The following is a 16,356-nucleotide window of genomic DNA, read 5'->3' on the forward strand; positions in this document are numbered from 1 at the left end:
TGATGAAAACTTTCCCGGACGATTTTTTATGGGGCGGCGCGGTTGCCGCGAATCAGGTAGAAGGCGCGTATCTGGAGGAGGGGAAAGGGCTGTCCACCTCAGACGTTCAGCCGCAGGGGGTCTTCGGCCCGGTGGTTGAGCGCGTGGCGGGCGACAGCGGCATCAAGGACGTCGCCATCGACTTCTATCACCGCTACCCGGAAGACATCAAACTGTTCGCTGAGATGGGCTTTAGCTGCCTGCGCGTCTCCATTGCCTGGACCCGTATTTTTCCGAACGGCGACGAGCAGCAGCCTAACGAAGCGGGGCTGGCGTTTTACGACCGGCTGTTTGACGAGCTGGCCGCGCACAACATTACCCCGCTGGTGACGCTCTCGCATTACGAAATGCCGTGGGGGCTGGTGAAGCAGTACGGCGGGTGGGGCAGCCGCCAGACCATTGGGTTCTTCGAGCGCTACGCCCGCACCGTGTTTGCGCGCTACAAGGAGAAGGTGAAGCTCTGGCTGACCTTCAACGAGATCAATATGTCTCTGCACGCGCCGATGACCGGCGTGGGCCTGCCGGAAACCAGCAGTAAAGGGGAGGTGTATCAGGCGATCCACCATCAGCTGGTGGCCAGCGCGCTGGCCGTGAAGGCCTGCCACGAGATTATCCCGGATGCCAGAATCGGCAACATGCTGCTGGGCGGCCTGATGTACCCGCTGACCTGCAAACCGGAAGATGTTCTGGAGACGCTGCAGGAAAACCGCGCGTGGCAATTCTTTGGCGACGTGCAGTGCCGTGGCGCCTATCCGGGGTATATGCAGCGCTTCTTCCGCGACAACGGTATTCAGCTTGAGGTAACGGATGCCGACCGCGAGGCGCTGAAATCGACCGTCGATTTTATCTCCTTCAGCTACTACATGACGGGCTGCGTCACCGCGGATGAGGCCCTCAACCAGCAGGCGCGCGGCAACATCCTGAGCATGGTGCCTAACCCGCATCTGGCCAGTTCCGAATGGGGCTGGCAGATTGACCCCATCGGCCTGCGTACCCTGTTAAACGTGCTCTGGGATCGCTATCAGAAGCCGTTGTTTATCGTGGAAAATGGCCTGGGGGCGAAGGATAAACCGGATGCGAACGGCGTGGTGCAGGATGACTATCGCATCAGCTACCTTAACGACCATCTGGTGCAGGTGCGTGAAGCGATTGAAGACGGCGTTGAGGTGATGGGGTATACCAGCTGGGGGCCAATCGACCTGGTGAGCGCGTCTAAAGCTGAACTCTCTAAGCGCTACGGCTTTATTTACGTCGATCGCGATGACAGCGGAAAGGGCACGCTGGCGCGCAGCCGTAAGAAAAGTTTCTACTGGTATAAAGAGGTTATTGCTACGAAAGGGGCTTCGCTGAAAGTCTGATATCGGGAACGTTGCCCGGCGCAGAGCCGGGCAAATAGATCAGAAAATCATCTTGAATACGCCGGTGACCACTAAGAGCCCTATCAGAAATATAATTAAAATAACCCACAGTAATATTTTCATTCCTTTCTCCCGCTCATGTATGTCCTGAATAAGTGTAGCAGCGTATTTATATTTGGCGTGAATGCATTGGATTTAATCATTCTCTTTGGGAATAAATTTCCGGGTATTAAAATGTATGACAATTTGCGGATTGCCACGCGTTACTAAAAAAATGAACGATATCGAGCGTAACGTGCGCCTTTATTTTTTGAGTGTATGGCGTCATGAAACGTTCTCTTATTTTATCTCTGAGTGCTCCCTTCGCTTTTATTCTGGCAGCCTGTGCGCCTGAACATGCCACGGTATCTCCCCTTAAAACGCAAACCGCTGCGGCGTCGGTGAATACGGTTCTGAATCATCAGGACTGGCCGAAAAATGAGTGGTGGAAAGCGTATAAAGATCCCCAGCTTAATGGGCTGATTGCGAAAGCGTTGAGCGATGCACCGGATATGCAGATTGCCCGTCAGCGCATTATGCTTGCCGAAGCACAGGCCAAAGCCGCAATGGCCGCTGACGGCCCGCAGATTGATTTTTCCGCCGATGCGGAACGCCAGAAAATGTCCGCCGAAGGGCTGATGGGGCCTTTTGCCCTTACCGACCCGGCTGCAGGCACCACCGGGCCGTGGTACACCAACGGCACCTTTGGCCTGACCGCAGGCTGGGAACTCGATCTGTGGGGAAAAAATCGCGCCCGGGTCGAGGCCCGGATTGGCAAAGTGAATGCGCAAAAAGCGGAACTGGAGCAAACCCGCCAGCTGCTGGCCAGCAGCGTGGCGCGGCTCTACTGGGAGTGGCAAACTCAGGCCGCCGCGGGGGAGGTTCTCGCGCAGATCAAACATGAGCAGGACAATATTATCGGCGCCGACCGCGAGCTGTATCAGCACGGGATCACCTCCTCCGTGGAAGGGGTGGAAACCGATATCAACGCCAACAAAACCGAAGAACAGCTGGCAGAAGTCAACGGGAAGATGAAAGCCGTTGAGGCGCGTCTGGTCGCGCTGACGAATTCTTCCTCCGTAACGCTTACGCGCCATGCGCTGCCGACGGTAGAGGCCTCGTTACCGCCGACGCTCGGTTATGAGCTGCTGGCACGCCGTCCGGATCTTCAGGAGGCGCACTGGTATATCGAAGCCTCCATGAGCGAGGTGGAGGCCGCCAGAGCGGCTTTCTATCCTGACGTGAACCTGATGGCGTTCTTACAGCAGGATGCTCTCCATCTGAGCGATCTGTTTCGCGCTTCAGCGCAGCAGATGGGCTTGACAGCCGGGCTTACGCTGCCGATTTTCGACAGCGGCAGGCTGAACGCCAGCCTTGATATCGCCCAGGCGCAGAACAATCTCTCGGTCGCGAACTACAACAAAGCGGTGGTCGAAGCGGTCAATCAGGTGGCGCGCACGGCCAGTGAAGTCGAAACGCTGACGGCGAAGAACCGCCATCAGCAGCAGGTCAAAAAAGATGCCGCGCGGGTTGTGGCGCTGGCGCAGGCGCGTTTCAGCGCGGGGATTGTTGCGGGCTCGCGGGTCAGTGAAGCCAGAATACCGGCCCTCAGGGAAGACCTCGCCGGACTGTTGCTGAAAGGCCAGTATGTCGATGCCACGCTGCAGCTCACGTCGGCGCTGGGCGGCGGCTATCATCATGGCTAAAAATGGTCATTATCTATACTTACCTCTTTGCAGTTTTTCAGGAGGTGAGTATGACCAGAGTAGCGATAGTGACCGCATCGGATTCCGGGATTGGTAAAACCACGGCGCTGATGCTCGCAGAGCGCGGGTTTGATATTGGCGTCACCTGGCACTCGGATGAAAAAGGGGCGCTGGAAACCTGCCGCGAAGTTGAGGGGCAGGGGCAGCGCGCAGAGGCTATCCATCTTGATTTAAGCACGCTGCCGGAAGGCGCAAAGGCTATTGAAACGCTGATTGCGCGTTTTGGTCGGCTGGACGTGCTGGTTAACAATGCCGGAGCGATGACCAAAGCGCCGTTCCTTGATATGCCGTTTGATGACTGGCGGAACATTTTCACCGTCGACGTGGACGGCGCGTTTCTCTGCTCACAAATTGCCGCCCGGCAGATGGTGAAGCAGGGGAAAGGAGGGCGGATTGTGAACATTACCTCGGTGCATGAGCACACGCCGCTGCCGGAGGCCAGCGCCTACACGGCGGCAAAACACGCGCTCGGCGGGTTAACCAAATCCATGGCGATGGAACTGGTTAAGCACAACATTCTGGTGAACGCCGTCGCGCCGGGCGCCATTGCCACACCGATGAACGACATGGACGACAGCGAAGTGAAGGAAGGCTCAATGCCTGAAATCCCGCTGGCGCGGCCGGGCCACACCAAAGAGATTGCCAGCCTGGTGGCGTGGCTGTGCGACAGCGACGCCAGCTACACGACGGGGCAATCGTTTATTGTCGACGGGGGCTTTATGCTGGCGAACCCGCAGTTTAAGCCGGAGGGGTAGGTTACTTTCTCCCTCTCCCTGTGGGAGAGGGTTAGGGTGCGGGCATCAGGCCGCGCCCGGCTACTCCTCATCCCGCGTCTTATCCCGGTGCTTCAGCCACAGCCTGACCCCAATCACCGCCACCACCACCAGAATCAACCACGCCCAGTGTTTCAGGTGCTGGTCGAGATTATGCAGCCACGGGCCAATCACTTCGCCCCCGACGTAGCCGAGCGTCGTAAAGATCAGCGCCCAGGCTATCGCACCAAGAACATTGAGCGGCAGGAAAATTTTTGGCGGCAGATGGCTGGCGCCAATCAGTATCGGCCCGATAATGCGAAAGCCATACATAAAGCGCGTGCCGATGACGAACAGATAGGGATGACGTTGAATGAGCCGTTGAGCGCGGCGGATTTTCTTCTGATGCTTTGCGAAACGCTTAAGCAGCGTGGGCCCGAAGCGCAGCCCGAGAAAGTAGAGCAGCTGATCGCCAATCATTCCGCCGAGCGCGACCGCGGCGACGACCAGCGGGAATTTCAGTAAGCCCTGATGCGCGGCGACTCCGCCTAACAGCGTGATGGTTTCACCTTCCGCCACGCTACCGACGACCAGCGCGGCATATCCATATTGTTCAATGAGTGCGTTAATATCCATTACGTAAATGTTATCTCCCTCAGCATACCTCGTTTAATCATATACCCCATGAATCAACAGCGGGGAAATCAACGGAAATTTCCCACTGTACATAAAATAATCTAAAGCCTGCATTATACTTAAGGTATCGCTGACGGGCCGACAACAAGGGGGCGCTATGAACCATGTCTGGGGACTTTTCTCCCATCCCGATCGTGAAATGCATGTCATTAAAAGTGAGAACGAAACGGTCTCGCATCATTACACGCACCACGTGCTGCTGATGGCGGCGGTGCCGGTAATATGCGCTTTTATCGGAACAACACAAATCGGCTGGAACTTCGGTGATGGCACCGTGGTTCAGCTTTCCTGGTTTACCGGGCTCTATCTGGCCATCGTTTTTTATGGCCTGATGCTGGCGGGTGTGGCGATAATGGGGCGTGTCATTCACTGGATGGCGCGTAACTACCCGCAACGTCCATCGCTGGCGCACTGTATGGTCTTTGCCGGATATGTCGCGACCCCGCTGTTCTTAAGCGGTATTGTTGCGCTCTATCCACTGGTCTGGCTGTGCGCGCTGATCGGTACTATTGCCCTCTTTTACACCGGGTATCTGCTGTATCTGGGGGTTCCAACCTTCCTGAATATCAATAAAGAAGAAGGCCTGAGTTTTTCCAGTTCAACGCTCGCCATTGGGGTGCTGGTGCTGGAGGCGCTACTGGCGCTGACGGTTATTCTTTGGGGTTACGGATACCGTCTCTTCTGAGTTCACTGCATTGCTGGCGTAAATGCCAGCAATGCAGCATCTGTTCACGATTATCCGCTGGCGACAACGCCCGGTGACCGCTATGATGCCGAAGCCAGCCTGTGTTTATCCGTTGATACAGGCGGTGTACGTCATGACGTGCGTGAATAATTATCAGAAGTCTCACCATGCTGAAATTCCGAGTCTCTTTACTTAGCCTGGCGCTATTGCTGGGCGCGTCCGCTGCCGTGCCGGCCGTCGCTAAAACGCCCGCGGTGACCGCCGCTGCTGCTCAGCCGCAAATTGCGTCCGGCAGCGCGATGATTGTCGATCTCAACACCAATAAGGTGATCTACGCCAGCCATCCGGACCTGGTGCGCCCGATCGCCTCAATAACCAAATTAATGACCGCGATGGTGGTGCTTGATGCCCATCTGCCGCTGGACGAAAAATTGAAAGTGGATATCAGCCACACGCCGGAGATGAAGGGGATCTACTCCCGCGTGCGCCTGAACAGTGAGATCAGCCGTAAGAATATGCTGCTGCTGGCGCTGATGTCGTCTGAAAACCGCGCGGCGGCGAGCCTGGCGCACCACTATCCGGGCGGCTATGACGCCTTTATCCGCGCGATGAACGCGAAAGCCAAAGCGCTGGGGATGACCAATACGCACTACGTTGAACCGACGGGTCTGTCGATCAACAACGTCTCCACGGCCCGCGATCTGACGAAACTGCTGATTGCCAGCAAACAGTATCCGCTGATTGGTCAGCTCAGCACCACGCGTGAAGAGATGGCGACCTTTGCGAACCCGGCCTATACGCTGCCGTTCCGCAACACTAACCATCTGGTATACCGCGATAACTGGAATATTCAGTTAACGAAAACCGGCTTTACCAACGCGGCAGGACACTGTCTGGTGATGCGCACCGTGTTTAACGGTAAGCCAGTGGCGCTGGTGGTGATGGATGCCTTCGGCAAATATACCCACTTCGCGGACGCAAGCCGCCTGCGTACCTGGATTGAAACCGGGAAAGTCCAGCCCGTGCCGGCCGCGGCATTGACGTATAAAAAACAGAAAGCGGAACAGATGGCGACGGCGCAGAACGATTAGGTAAAAGCAAAACGGTAACGCATGTTACCGTTTTTTATGTTTTCTCCCTCTCCCTGTGGGAGAGGGGCGGGGTGAGGGCACCAGACCGCACTGCGTTTATTCCGGCAGCGTCCAGTCACCGTCGTTGAGCGAGCGCTGCATAATCACCGTATCCCGCCAGTCGCCTTTCTTATAGCCTACGCTACGCAGCTGACCGACAATCACGAAGCCATGTTTTTTATGCAGGCGTAACGAACCGGCGTTGTTATTGCCATCTCCCACTACGGCAATCATCTGCCGCCACGGCCCTTGCTCGCAGCGTTCAATTAGCGCATCCATCAGTGCCGAGCCAAAACCGCGCCCGGTGATGCTGGCATCCACGTAAATCGACTCTTCCAGGGTATAGCGGTAGGCGTGTCGCGGGCGGTAAGGCGTGGCGTAGCAGTAGCCCACCACGATGCCGCGATAGAGCGCGATAAGCCACGGTAAACCGCTCTCAGCCACGCTTTTCATACGCTGACGCATTTCGTCGATGGTAGGGGGGACTTCTTCAAATGACGCGCGCCCGTGCAGCACATGCCAGGCATAGATCGCGGCGATGGCATGCACATCATCGGGAAGGGCATCGCGCACTTCCAGTTCGGTCTCGGATAAAACATCAATAGCCGACATGATGTGCCCGCTCCTCGTTATAGAAAGCCGGAGAAACGTTTCTCCGGCGTCAGAAAGATACTCTATTACGATTAAGGCGCGCTAAACAATCTCTCAAATTTGGCTGTAGGAATTAATCAGACGCTTGCGTTACGCGCTGCTCCGCATCTGCCTCTTCTTTCCAGTATTTCTTCCGCGTTGTTTTACCAATGCCGGGATTCATGCTGTTTGTAGGGTCATTCTCGCGATAAAACTGCTTAAGTGCGTCAGGGGCTTTATAAAGATGCCCGACGTTATGTTCCGCAGGATATTGTGCGCCGCGTTCACGCAGCAGGGCGAGCATCTGCTCCTTCAGTTCGTGTGCATCGACCCCTTTTTTGACGATGTAATCCTGATGGAAGACATAGCACATAAAGTGGCCGTAATAGAGCTTATGCACCAGCTTGCTGTTGATTTCCGGCGGCAGGTGTTCAAACCACTCGGTGTCGTTACGCCGCAGGGCGATATCCAGCGCCAGAATGTCTTCCACCTCTTCGGAATGCACCGCCTGATATCGGATGGCGGCGCCGGCGGCGGCAAAGCGGTGCAGGAACGCTTTGCTGCCCTCTTCAGGCGTACAGGCAAAGAAATCCCCTTCGGCGGTTTTGAAGAACTCGGTCAGCCAGGCCTGCGCTTCGGCGATCCCGTCTCCGGCCATTTTCAGCAGCAGGTGATGCTCGTACTTATCGCGCCAGGTTTTCATTCGCTCCGGCAGATGCGCCGGGAAAACGTTGCCCAGCTTCTGCATAAAGCGGTCGGTGAAGTGCGGTTTGAACAGCGACACTTTCTCCAGCATCGCGTCGGTGCGTCCCTTCATGGTGAAGAAGAACGGCATTTTGTCGGTGCCGAGCTTGTCGATCATCAGGAACGTATCTTTGCCGTAGCGCTCGGCGATGTCGTAAATGTCCCGGTGCATGTACTCGCCCGCCACCGGCAGATGGGTAAATTCGCCCAGAATATGACGACGAATTTCGGTCAGAACCTCAGGCTGATTGGTACCAATGTAAAACACCTGCTGCTTTTTCTCCGCCGGGAAGGTATCGAGGCGCACGGCAAAAACGGCAAGCTTCCCGGCGCAGCCGGAGGATTCAAACAGGCGGTCCGGGTCGGCGTTGTAGCGCGCCGGCGTATCGGCGTCGATATCCCGCACGCGGGTCACGTAGTCGTGATCGTGCGCATGACGACCGTCGTGCTGCACGTCTTCGTCCTTCACGCGATCGTCGTCAAGCTTGCTGAGGATCTGTTCCGGCGTTACGCCGAGATCGATACCCAGATGGTTCACCAGCGTCAGCTTGCCGTTTTCGTCAATACGGGCAAACAGCGACATCTCGGTGTAGGCCGGGCCGCGCTGTACCAGCGAGCCGCCGGAGTTATTGCAAATCCCACCAACCACCGAGGCGCCAATACAGGAGGAGCCAATCACCGAGTGCGGCTCACGGCCCAGCGGCTTAAGCGCTTTTTCCAGGGAGTAGAGCGTCGTGCCGGGGAACGCGAGCACCTGCTCGCCTTTGTCCAGCAGGTGCAGCTTGTCGAGGCGCAGGGTACTGATAATCACGATGTCGCGATCGTAATCGTTGCCGTTCGGCGTGGAGCCTTCGGTCAGGCCGGTGTTGGCCGCCTGCATTAAAATAATCTTGTCGGCGGCGACGCAGGCGCTCAGCACGCGCCACAGCTCCAGCAGCGTGCCGGGGAAGACCACCGCCAGCGCCTCGCCCTGACCGGAGCGGAAACCTTTGCGGTAGCGGGCGGTTTTGGCCGGGTCGGTAAGCAGGTGAGAGGAGCCAACCAGGCGCGACAGTTCGTTAATAAAAGCCGTGTTATCGTTTGTTCGAACAGAAGACATCTTCCACTCCTTGTGGTGGGGCAAATTTCTCGCTGTAAAGCATAGCGCGATTAACTGTTAAGCGGTCGAGTATTCACGAGAAAAATCAGAGAATAACCCTGCAACGTTCAGAGGGTTTGTGGCACACTGCGCTTTTCGCACGGTATGGCCGAGATCGTCCGGCGGTTATTGATGAGAGAGTAAAACGACATGAAATGGCTATGTTCTGTAGGTGTCGCCGTCAGCCTGGCGCTGCAACCTGCGCTGGCAGAGGATTTGTTTGGTAATCACCCGCTCACGCCTGAAGCACGGGACGCGTTTGTCACTGAATTGCTCAAGAAAATGACGGTCGATGAGAAAATCGGCCAGCTGCGTCTTATCAGCGTCGGCCCGGATAACCCGAAAGAGGCCATCCGCGGGATGATCAAAGACGGGCAGGTAGGGGCCATCTTTAATACCGTCACCCGCCAGGATATCCGCAAGATGCAGGATCAGGTGATGGATCTCAGCCGCCTGAAAATTCCGCTGTTCTTCGCCTATGACGTAGTGCACGGCCAGCGTACCGTCTTCCCGATTAGCCTCGGCTTAGCCTCTTCCTTTAACCTCGACGCGGTGAAAACCGTCGGGCGCGTGTCGGCTTATGAAGCGGCGGACGACGGCCTGAACATGACCTGGGCGCCAATGGTGGACGTCTCGCGCGATCCGCGCTGGGGGCGCGGCTCGGAAGGCTTTGGTGAAGATACGTATTTAACCTCCACGATGGGGAAAACCATGGTGGAAGCGATGCAGGGCAAAAGCCCGGCGGACCGCTACTCGGTGATGACCAGCGTGAAGCATTTTGCGGCCTACGGCGCGGTTGAAGGCGGGAAAGAGTACAACACCGTCGACATGAGCCCGCAGCGCCTGTTCAACGACTATATGCCGCCGTACAAGGCTGGTCTTGACGCGGGCAGCGGCGCGGTGATGGTGGCGCTAAACTCGCTGAACGGCACGCCTGCGACGTCCGATTCCTGGCTGCTGAAAGACGTGCTGCGCGACCAGTGGGGCTTTAAGGGCATCACCGTTTCCGACCACGGCGCGATTAAAGAGCTGATCAAACACGGCACGGCGTCCGATCCGGAAGACGCGGTGCGCGTGGCGCTCAAGTCCGGCATCAACATGAGCATGAGCGACGAGTACTACAGCAAATACCTGCCGGGTCTGGTGAAGAGCGGCAAGGTCACGATGGCGGAGCTGGACGATGCCGCGCGCCACGTGCTGAACGTGAAATATGACATGGGTCTGTTTAACGATCCGTACAGCCACCTGGGTCCGAAAGACTCTGACCCGGCAGATACCAACGCCGAAAGCCGCCTGCACCGCAAAGAAGCGCGTGACGTGGCGCGCGAGAGCCTGGTGCTGCTGAAAAACCGCCTCGATACGCTGCCGCTGAAAAAATCCGGCACCATTGCCGTGGTGGGCCCGCTGGCCGACAGCAAGCGCGACGTGATGGGCAGCTGGTCTGCCGCAGGCGTGGCCGATCAGTCCGTGACCGTGCTGACCGGGATTAAGAGTGCCGTGGGTGATCACGCGAAAGTGGTGTACGCCAAAGGGGCGAACGTCACCAACGACAAAGACATCGTCACCTTCCTCAACCAGTACGAGGAGGCGGTGAAGGTCGATCCGCGCACGCCGAAGGAGATGATCGACGAGGCGGTGAATACCGCGAAACAGTCTGATGTGGTTGTCGCGGTCGTGGGCGAAGCGCAGGGTATGGCGCACGAGGCCTCCAGCCGTACCGACATCACCATCCCGCAGAGCCAGCGCGATCTGATCGCCGCCCTGAAAGCCACCGGCAAGCCGCTGGTGCTGGTGCTGATGAACGGGCGTCCGCTGGCGCTGGTGAAAGAGGACCAGCAGGCTGACGCCATTCTGGAAACCTGGTTTGCCGGTACCGAAGGCGGTAACGCCATCGCCGACGTGCTGTTTGGTGATTACAACCCGTCGGGCAAGCTGCCGATGTCCTTCCCGCGCTCCGTCGGGCAGATCCCGGTCTACTACAGCCACCTGAACACCGGTCGCCCGTATAACGCCGACAAGCCGAACAAGTACACGTCCCGTTACTTCGACGAAGCTAACGGCCCGCTGTATCCGTTTGGTTACGGCCTGAGCTACACCACCTTCAAGGTTTCTGACGTGAAAATGTCGGCGCCGACCCTGAAGCGTGACGGCAAAGTTACCGCCAGCGTTGAGGTGACCAACACCGGCAAGCGCGACGGGGCAACGGTGATTCAGATGTACGTTCAGGATGTCACCGCCTCGATGAGCCGTCCGGTGAAGCAGTTGCGCGGCTTCGAGAAGGTTAATCTGAAGCCTGGCGAAACCCAAACCATCAGCTTCCCGATTGACGTGGACGCGCTGAAGTTCTGGAACCAGCAGATGAAATACGATGCGGAACCGGGCAAATTTAACGTCTTTATCGGGGTGGATTCCGCCCGCGTGAACAAAGGCGAGTTCGAGCTGCTGTAACCTTCCTTCCTTCGCATCCCCCGGTTTCCGGGGGATGCGTCTTACCTTATGCTAAAAAGGCATTTTGCCGGGTAAATCCGCCGTTTTAAGCTACGCTTTTCTCTCAAGCCTCTGAAAAAGGCGATAAAAAAATGAGGACAGCGGAATGACGATTAAAACGGGGATGGTAGCTTCTGCGGCGCTACTCGCAGCGCTAAGCCTGCCGCTACAGGCGGCGGAGCCGGTAAAAGTGGGCTCAAAGATCGATACCGAAGGCGCGCTGCTCGGCAATATTATTTTGCAGGTGCTGGAAAGCCACGGCGTGAAAACCGTCAATAAAGTTCAGCTGGGCACCACGCCCGTCGTGCGCGGGGCGATTACCTCCGGCGAGCTGGATATCTATCCGGAATACACCGGCAACGGGGCATTCTTCTTCAAAGATGAAAACGATCCGGCATGGAAAAATGCCAAAGCCGGGTATGAGAAAGTCAAAAAACTCGACGCGGAACAGAACAAGCTGGTCTGGCTGACGCCGGCCCCGGCCAACAACACCTGGACTATCGCCGTGCGCAAGGACGTGGCGGAGAAAGGTAAGCTGACGTCTCTGGCGGATCTCAGCCGCTATCTGAAAGAGAAGGGCGACTTTAAGCTGGCTGCGTCCGCGGAGTTTATCGAGCGTCCTGACGCGCTCCCGGCGTTCGAAAAAGCCTACGACTTCAAGCTCGACCAGGCGCAGCTGCTCTCGCTGGCGGGCGGGGATACGGCGGTAACCATTAAGGCGGCGGCGCAGCAAACTTCCGGTGTTAACGCGGCAATGGCCTACGGCACCGACGGCCCGGTGGCGGCGCTCGGCCTGCAAACCCTGACCGATCCTAAAGGTGTACAGCCGATTTACGCCCCGACCCCGGTCGTGCGTGAGGCGGTGCTGAAAGCCTATCCGGATATTGCAGAATGGCTCAAGCCGGTCTTCGAAAAACTGGATGAAAAAACGCTGCAACAGCTGAATGCCAGCATTGCCGTCGAGGGGCTGGATGCCAAAAAAGTGGCCGCCGACTTCCTGAAACAACAAGGGCTTGTGAAGTAACGGGAAAGGGCTGTGCCAATAAAATGTCATAACCGCGTCCTGCTGCTGTTGGCCTGCGTGGCCATCGCGGCAGTCGCGCTGCCGTTTGTGAATGTCGCACCTAACCGCCTGATGTCAGGGGAAGGGCGCTATCTCTGGGAAGTGTGGGCATTCACGCCGTGGTTGCTGGCGGCGTCGCTAGGCGCGTGGGTTGCGCTATCGCTCTGGCAAGGGCGCACGGCGCAGTGGCTGACGCTGCTCCTCTCTGAAGGGCTCTTCATCGTGCTGTTCTGGAGCGCCGGGCTGGCGGCGACGCATATGGCGTCGGCGGAGAGTCCGCTGGCGAGAACCACAATAGGCAGCGGCCTCTGGCTGTGGCTGGCGCTGTGTCTGCTGGCCAGCAGCGACGCTATTCGTCGACTTATCTCCAGCGCCGTCTGGCGCTGGGTGCTCAACGCGCAGATATGGTGTATTCCCTTGTTCCTGCTGTTCAGCGGTGAGCTGAACAATCTCTCGCTGCTGAAAGAGTACGCCAACCGTCAGGAGGTGTTTGATGATGCCCTGGCGCAACACCTGACGATCCTTTTTGGCACGCTGATCCCGGCTCTGCTGATCGGGATACCGCTCGGCATGTGGTGCTATCGCCATCCTTCACGCCAGGGTGGGGTTTTTACCGTCCTCAACATTATCCAGACCATTCCCTCCGTCGCGCTGTTTGGCCTGCTGATTGCCCCGCTGGCCGGGCTGGTGAAGTCGTTTCCGGTGCTGGGAACGCTCGGCATAGCCGGAACGGGGTTAACGCCCGCGCTTATCGCGCTGGTGCTGTATGCGCTGCTGCCGCTGGTGCGCGGCGTGGTCGCGGGGCTGAGTCAGGTCGCGCCGGATGTGCTTGAAAGTGCCCATGCGATGGGGATGAGCGCACGGCAGTGTTTCTGGAAAATTCAGCTCCCGCTGGCGCTGCCCCTGCTGCTGCGCAGCCTGCGGGTGGTGGCGGTCCAAACCGTCGGCATGGCGGTGATAGCGGCGCTGATTGGCGCGGGCGGCTTTGGCGCACTGGTGTTCCAGGGGCTGCTCAGCAGTGCCCTCGATCTGGTGTTGCTGGGCGTGGTGCCCACGATTGCGCTGGCGGTTGTCGTCGACGCGCTGTTTGCCTTATGGCTCGCGCTGCTCAGGAGAAGAGCCAATGATTGAATTTCATGATGTCAGTAAAACCTTTGCCGGTCGCCCGGCGGCGAGCCACCTGAACCTGAACTTTGCCGAGGGGGCATTTTCCGTGCTGATTGGCACCTCTGGGTCGGGCAAGTCCACCACGCTTAAGATGATCAACCGTCTGGTGGAGCATGACAGCGGGCTGATCCGCTTTGCCGGGGAAGAGATCCGCAGCCTGCCGGTGCTGGAGCTGCGCCGCCGGATGGGCTATGCCATTCAGTCTATCGGCCTGTTTCCGCACTGGACGGTGGCGCAGAACATCGCCACCGTGCTGCAGCTGGAGAAATGGTCGCGGGCGAAAATCGCCGATCGTGTTGATGAGCTGATGTCTCTGCTGGGGCTGGAGCCATCGTTGCGCGACCGCTATCCGCACCAGCTCTCCGGAGGCCAGCAGCAGCGCGTGGGCGTGGCGCGCGCGCTGGCGGCTAACCCGCAGGTACTGCTGATGGATGAACCCTTCGGCGCGCTGGATCCGGTTACGCGCGGGGCGCTGCAGGCGGAGATGACCCGCATTCACCGCATTCTCGGACGCACGATCGTTCTCGTGACGCACGATATTGATGAAGCTCTGCGCCTGGCCGACCATCTGGTGCTGATGGATCATGGCGAAGTGGTGCAGCAGGGCTCGCCGCTTGAGCTATTAACATGGCCGAAGAACGACTTTGTGCGCGAGTTTTTTGGCCGCAGCGAGCTGGGCGTGAGGCTGCTTTCCCTGCGGACGGTCAGCGACTATATGCGACGGGAGGTGGTTCCGGTGAGCGGCGAACCGCTGCAGGCGCAGATGAGCCTGCGGGATGCCCTCTCGGCGTTTGTCGCGCGCCAGTGCGAGGTATTGCCCGTCTCGGACTCGCGCGGTACGCCGTGCGGAACCTTACATTTTCGCGATCTGCTGGCCGGGGAGGTGACGCGTGAAGGCACTGCGTGATCCGCTCCTCTGGCTGGTAGCGCTCTTTGTCGCCTTACTGTTTCTTATGCCCCACAGCGCGGCGCTGTTTAACACCCTTTTTCCCGGGCTGCCGCGGCCGGTCTATCAGCAGGAGAGCTTTATTAATCTCGCTCTGGCGCATCTCTGGCTGGTGGCGCTCTCAAGCGTCATCGCGGTTGTGCTGGGCGTGGGGGCGGGCATCGCGGTCACGCGGCCTGCAGGCAAAGAATTTCGTCCGCTGGCGGAGACGATAGCGGCGATTGGCCAGACGTTTCCCCCGGTGGCGGTGCTGGCGATAGCGGTGCCGGTGATGGGCTTTGGCCAGCAGCCCGCCATTATTGCGCTGATTTTATACGGCGTATTGCCGGTGCTGCAGGGCACGCTGGCGGGCCTCGCGGCGGTACCGGCGTCAGTGCTGAGCGTGGCAGAAGGGATGGGGATGAGTCGTGGCCAGCGGCTGCGCAAGGTTGAACTGCCGCTCGCGGCGCCGGTTATCATTGCCGGGATCCGCACATCGGTGATTATTAACATCGGGACGGCGACAATTGCGTCTACGGTCGGCGCTAATACGCTGGGAACGCCGATTATTATCGGCCTGAGCGGGTTTAATACGGCTTATATCGTGCAGGGGGCGGTGCTGGTCGCGCTGGCGGCAATCGTCGTCGATCGCCTTTTTGAGCGGCTGGCGCTGTACCTCAGCCGACACCGCCGCGAACAATAAACGAGTATCCTGCCAGCATCACGCCGCCGATACCGCTCACGGCCATCAGGACAAAAAGGGTAATAATGGCCAGTTTGGTTGCCTTCATCATGTGCTCCTGTTGTTAACGGAACAATTATACGGTGAAGCGCAGCTGTTAATGAACCATTAAATGCCGTTATGGCTCATCCGGGCCAAGGGAATATACCGGGTAACCATTCTCTCGCCATTGTGTCAGCAGCTGCTGCTGCGTGGCGGAGGGCACTTCCCCACACCAGACCAGCAGGGTCTGACCGTCGAAAAACTCGGGCTTAAGCTGCGCCAGCGAGTGCGCCAGGACATCCACGCGCCAGCCCTTCTGGGTCGCAATCCACGCTTCCAGCCACAGGCGGGTGGTATCGTGCACGTTCCAGCCGACCACCAGCGCATCTTTTCCGGCTTTGTTCTTCGCCGAGGCAAGGCAGACGGCAATATAGTTGATCAACACCCCGTCGAGCAGGCTGAGCAGCGCCTGCAGGGTAGACTGCTGGCACTGCAGGCGTCGACGGAGCGGAATGAAAAGATGGGAGATCAGCGTCTGTGCCGGATAGTCGCGGCCCTGCTCTTTTATCCATGCGCGCAGGCGCTGCAGGTTGCCCGCCTGCAGAAGCCGAAGCAGGGTTTCCTGCTGTTCGCGCCAGAGGTGCTGCGTGTCAGGATCGTCGTGGCTCAACAGGGATTTCACTTTCCCGACCTGCACTCCGTTGTCGATCCAGCTTTTTATTTCGCGGATACGGTCGATATCGGCCTCATTAAAGAGGCGATGCCCACCGTCCGTTCTTTGCGGTTTAAGCAATCCATACCGTCGCTGCCACGCCCGTAGGGTAACGGGATTGATATCACAAAGGAGTGCCACTTCACCTATTGTGTAAAGCGCCATATTCGCCCCCTGGCTTACGCGTCCCCAGCTTAACTGTAGACCCACTTTGGCGAACCAGGAAGAATTGATTGATTTTTGAACAAACAATGCGAAGCATGCGCGATATTCAGAAAAAGGTGTGATAACGGACACGATT

At 58.1% G+C, this 16,356-nt stretch carries 15 protein-coding genes; 10 read left to right on the plus strand and 5 right to left on the minus strand.

Annotated elements, in window-relative coordinates:
- The first annotated feature begins 2 nt into the window (after positions 1-2).
- The 3 genes from ACOTZB_RS13400 (at position 3) to ACOTZB_RS13410 (ending at position 3,957) form a co-directional block, all read left to right on the plus strand.
- Entirely contained in the window at positions 3-1,397 is a 1,395-nt protein-coding gene (locus ACOTZB_RS13400; RefSeq protein WP_023312458.1) for a glycoside hydrolase family 1 protein, read from the plus strand.
- 326 nt (positions 1,398-1,723) lie between these two features.
- The gene (gene mdtQ / locus ACOTZB_RS13405) at positions 1,724-3,142 is read left to right on the plus strand and encodes a multidrug resistance outer membrane protein MdtQ (RefSeq protein WP_421627375.1); all 1,419 of its coding nucleotides are present in this window, start codon (positions 1,724-1,726) and stop codon (positions 3,140-3,142) included.
- Positions 3,143-3,192: 50 nt separating this feature from the next.
- The gene (locus tag ACOTZB_RS13410) at positions 3,193-3,957 is read left to right on the plus strand and encodes an SDR family oxidoreductase (protein ID WP_193806179.1); all 765 of its coding nucleotides are present in this window, start codon (positions 3,193-3,195) and stop codon (positions 3,955-3,957) included.
- A gap of 60 nt (positions 3,958-4,017) precedes the next feature.
- Here ACOTZB_RS13410 and ACOTZB_RS13415 read toward each other — a convergent pair whose 3' ends face one another.
- Complete coding sequence (locus ACOTZB_RS13415) at positions 4,018-4,590, minus strand: DedA family protein (protein WP_126330772.1); 573 nt, start codon at positions 4,588-4,590, stop codon at positions 4,018-4,020.
- A gap of 157 nt (positions 4,591-4,747) precedes the next feature.
- Between ACOTZB_RS13415 and ACOTZB_RS13420 the strand changes: the two genes are divergently transcribed.
- Complete coding sequence (locus ACOTZB_RS13420; protein WP_033146018.1) at positions 4,748-5,335, plus strand: Yip1 family protein; 588 nt, start codon at positions 4,748-4,750, stop codon at positions 5,333-5,335.
- Between the two features lie 167 nt (positions 5,336-5,502).
- Positions 5,503-6,426, plus strand: coding sequence for a D-alanyl-D-alanine endopeptidase (pbpG, locus tag ACOTZB_RS13425; protein WP_023312453.1), 924 nt, complete (start codon positions 5,503-5,505; stop codon positions 6,424-6,426).
- 96 nt (positions 6,427-6,522) lie between these two features.
- On the opposite strand, the gene ACOTZB_RS13430 is transcribed toward pbpG, so the two are convergent.
- Positions 6,523-7,077 (minus strand): GNAT family N-acetyltransferase, encoded by a 555-nt coding sequence (locus ACOTZB_RS13430; protein WP_126330768.1) that lies wholly within the window; start codon positions 7,075-7,077, stop codon positions 6,523-6,525.
- A gap of 112 nt (positions 7,078-7,189) precedes the next feature.
- The gene (gene dld / locus ACOTZB_RS13435; protein WP_421627379.1) at positions 7,190-8,938 is read right to left on the minus strand and encodes a D-lactate dehydrogenase; all 1,749 of its coding nucleotides are present in this window, start codon (positions 8,936-8,938) and stop codon (positions 7,190-7,192) included.
- A gap of 189 nt (positions 8,939-9,127) precedes the next feature.
- On the opposite strand from dld, the gene bglX reads away from it, so the two are divergent.
- The 5 genes from bglX (at position 9,128) to ACOTZB_RS13460 (ending at position 15,322) form a co-directional block, all read left to right on the plus strand.
- A complete protein-coding gene (gene bglX, locus ACOTZB_RS13440; RefSeq protein WP_421627381.1) occupies positions 9,128-11,425 on the plus strand; it encodes a beta-glucosidase BglX in 2,298 nt (765 codons plus the stop codon).
- A gap of 145 nt (positions 11,426-11,570) precedes the next feature.
- Entirely contained in the window at positions 11,571-12,488 is a 918-nt protein-coding gene (gene osmF / locus ACOTZB_RS13445; RefSeq protein WP_193806184.1) for a glycine betaine ABC transporter substrate-binding protein OsmF, read from the plus strand.
- A 12-nt stretch (positions 12,489-12,500) separates the two neighbouring features.
- Positions 12,501-13,658 carry an ABC transporter permease gene (locus tag ACOTZB_RS13450; protein ID WP_421627383.1) on the plus strand — a complete coding sequence of 386 codons (1,158 nt, stop codon included), beginning with the start codon at positions 12,501-12,503 and terminating at the stop codon, positions 13,656-13,658.
- Positions 13,651-14,601: an ABC transporter ATP-binding protein gene (locus ACOTZB_RS13455; protein ID WP_421627385.1), complete on the plus strand. Its 951-nt coding sequence runs from the start codon at positions 13,651-13,653 to the stop codon at positions 14,599-14,601. The genes ACOTZB_RS13450 and ACOTZB_RS13455 overlap by 8 nt, the downstream gene beginning before the upstream one ends.
- Positions 14,585-15,322, plus strand: coding sequence for an ABC transporter permease (locus ACOTZB_RS13460; protein WP_421627387.1), 738 nt, complete (start codon positions 14,585-14,587; stop codon positions 15,320-15,322). Before ACOTZB_RS13455 ends, ACOTZB_RS13460 begins: the two co-directional genes overlap by 17 nt.
- Here the strand turns inward: ACOTZB_RS13460 and ACOTZB_RS13465 are convergent.
- Together ACOTZB_RS13465 and mlrA are read right to left on the minus strand one after the other, a co-directional pair.
- Positions 15,297-15,410, minus strand: coding sequence for a protein YohO (locus ACOTZB_RS13465; protein WP_008500895.1), 114 nt, complete (start codon positions 15,408-15,410; stop codon positions 15,297-15,299). The genes ACOTZB_RS13460 and ACOTZB_RS13465 overlap by 26 nt on opposite strands.
- Before the next feature lie 69 nt (positions 15,411-15,479).
- On the minus strand, positions 15,480-16,220 hold the full coding sequence (gene mlrA, locus ACOTZB_RS13470; RefSeq protein ID WP_421627389.1) for an HTH-type transcriptional regulator MlrA: 741 nt from the start codon (positions 16,218-16,220) through the stop codon (positions 15,480-15,482).
- Positions 16,221-16,356 lie beyond the last annotated feature (136 nt).

Source organism: Enterobacter cloacae complex sp. SHL020, from assembly GCF_049236945.1.
GTDB lineage: Bacteria > Pseudomonadota > Gammaproteobacteria > Enterobacterales > Enterobacteriaceae > Enterobacter > Enterobacter dykesii.

Coding starts and splice junctions, on each gene's coding strand:
- ACOTZB_RS13400 (WP_023312458.1), top strand. CDS start 3: ATGAAAACTTTCCCGGACGATTTTTTATGGGGCGGCGCGGTTGCCGCG.
- mdtQ (WP_421627375.1), top strand. CDS start 1,724: ATGAAACGTTCTCTTATTTTATCTCTGAGTGCTCCCTTCGCTTTTATT.
- ACOTZB_RS13410 (WP_193806179.1), top strand. CDS start 3,193: ATGACCAGAGTAGCGATAGTGACCGCATCGGATTCCGGGATTGGTAAA.
- ACOTZB_RS13415 (WP_126330772.1), bottom strand. CDS start 4,590: ATGGATATTAACGCACTCATTGAACAATATGGATATGCCGCGCTGGTC.
- ACOTZB_RS13420 (WP_033146018.1), top strand. CDS start 4,748: ATGAACCATGTCTGGGGACTTTTCTCCCATCCCGATCGTGAAATGCAT.
- pbpG (WP_023312453.1), top strand. CDS start 5,503: ATGCTGAAATTCCGAGTCTCTTTACTTAGCCTGGCGCTATTGCTGGGC.
- ACOTZB_RS13430 (WP_126330768.1), bottom strand. CDS start 7,077: ATGTCGGCTATTGATGTTTTATCCGAGACCGAACTGGAAGTGCGCGAT.
- dld (WP_421627379.1), bottom strand. CDS start 8,938: ATGTCTTCTGTTCGAACAAACGATAACACGGCTTTTATTAACGAACTG.
- bglX (WP_421627381.1), top strand. CDS start 9,128: ATGAAATGGCTATGTTCTGTAGGTGTCGCCGTCAGCCTGGCGCTGCAA.
- osmF (WP_193806184.1), top strand. CDS start 11,571: ATGACGATTAAAACGGGGATGGTAGCTTCTGCGGCGCTACTCGCAGCG.
- ACOTZB_RS13455 (WP_421627385.1), top strand. CDS start 13,651: ATGATTGAATTTCATGATGTCAGTAAAACCTTTGCCGGTCGCCCGGCG.
- ACOTZB_RS13465 (WP_008500895.1), bottom strand. CDS start 15,410: ATGAAGGCAACCAAACTGGCCATTATTACCCTTTTTGTCCTGATGGCC.
- mlrA (WP_421627389.1), bottom strand. CDS start 16,220: ATGGCGCTTTACACAATAGGTGAAGTGGCACTCCTTTGTGATATCAAT.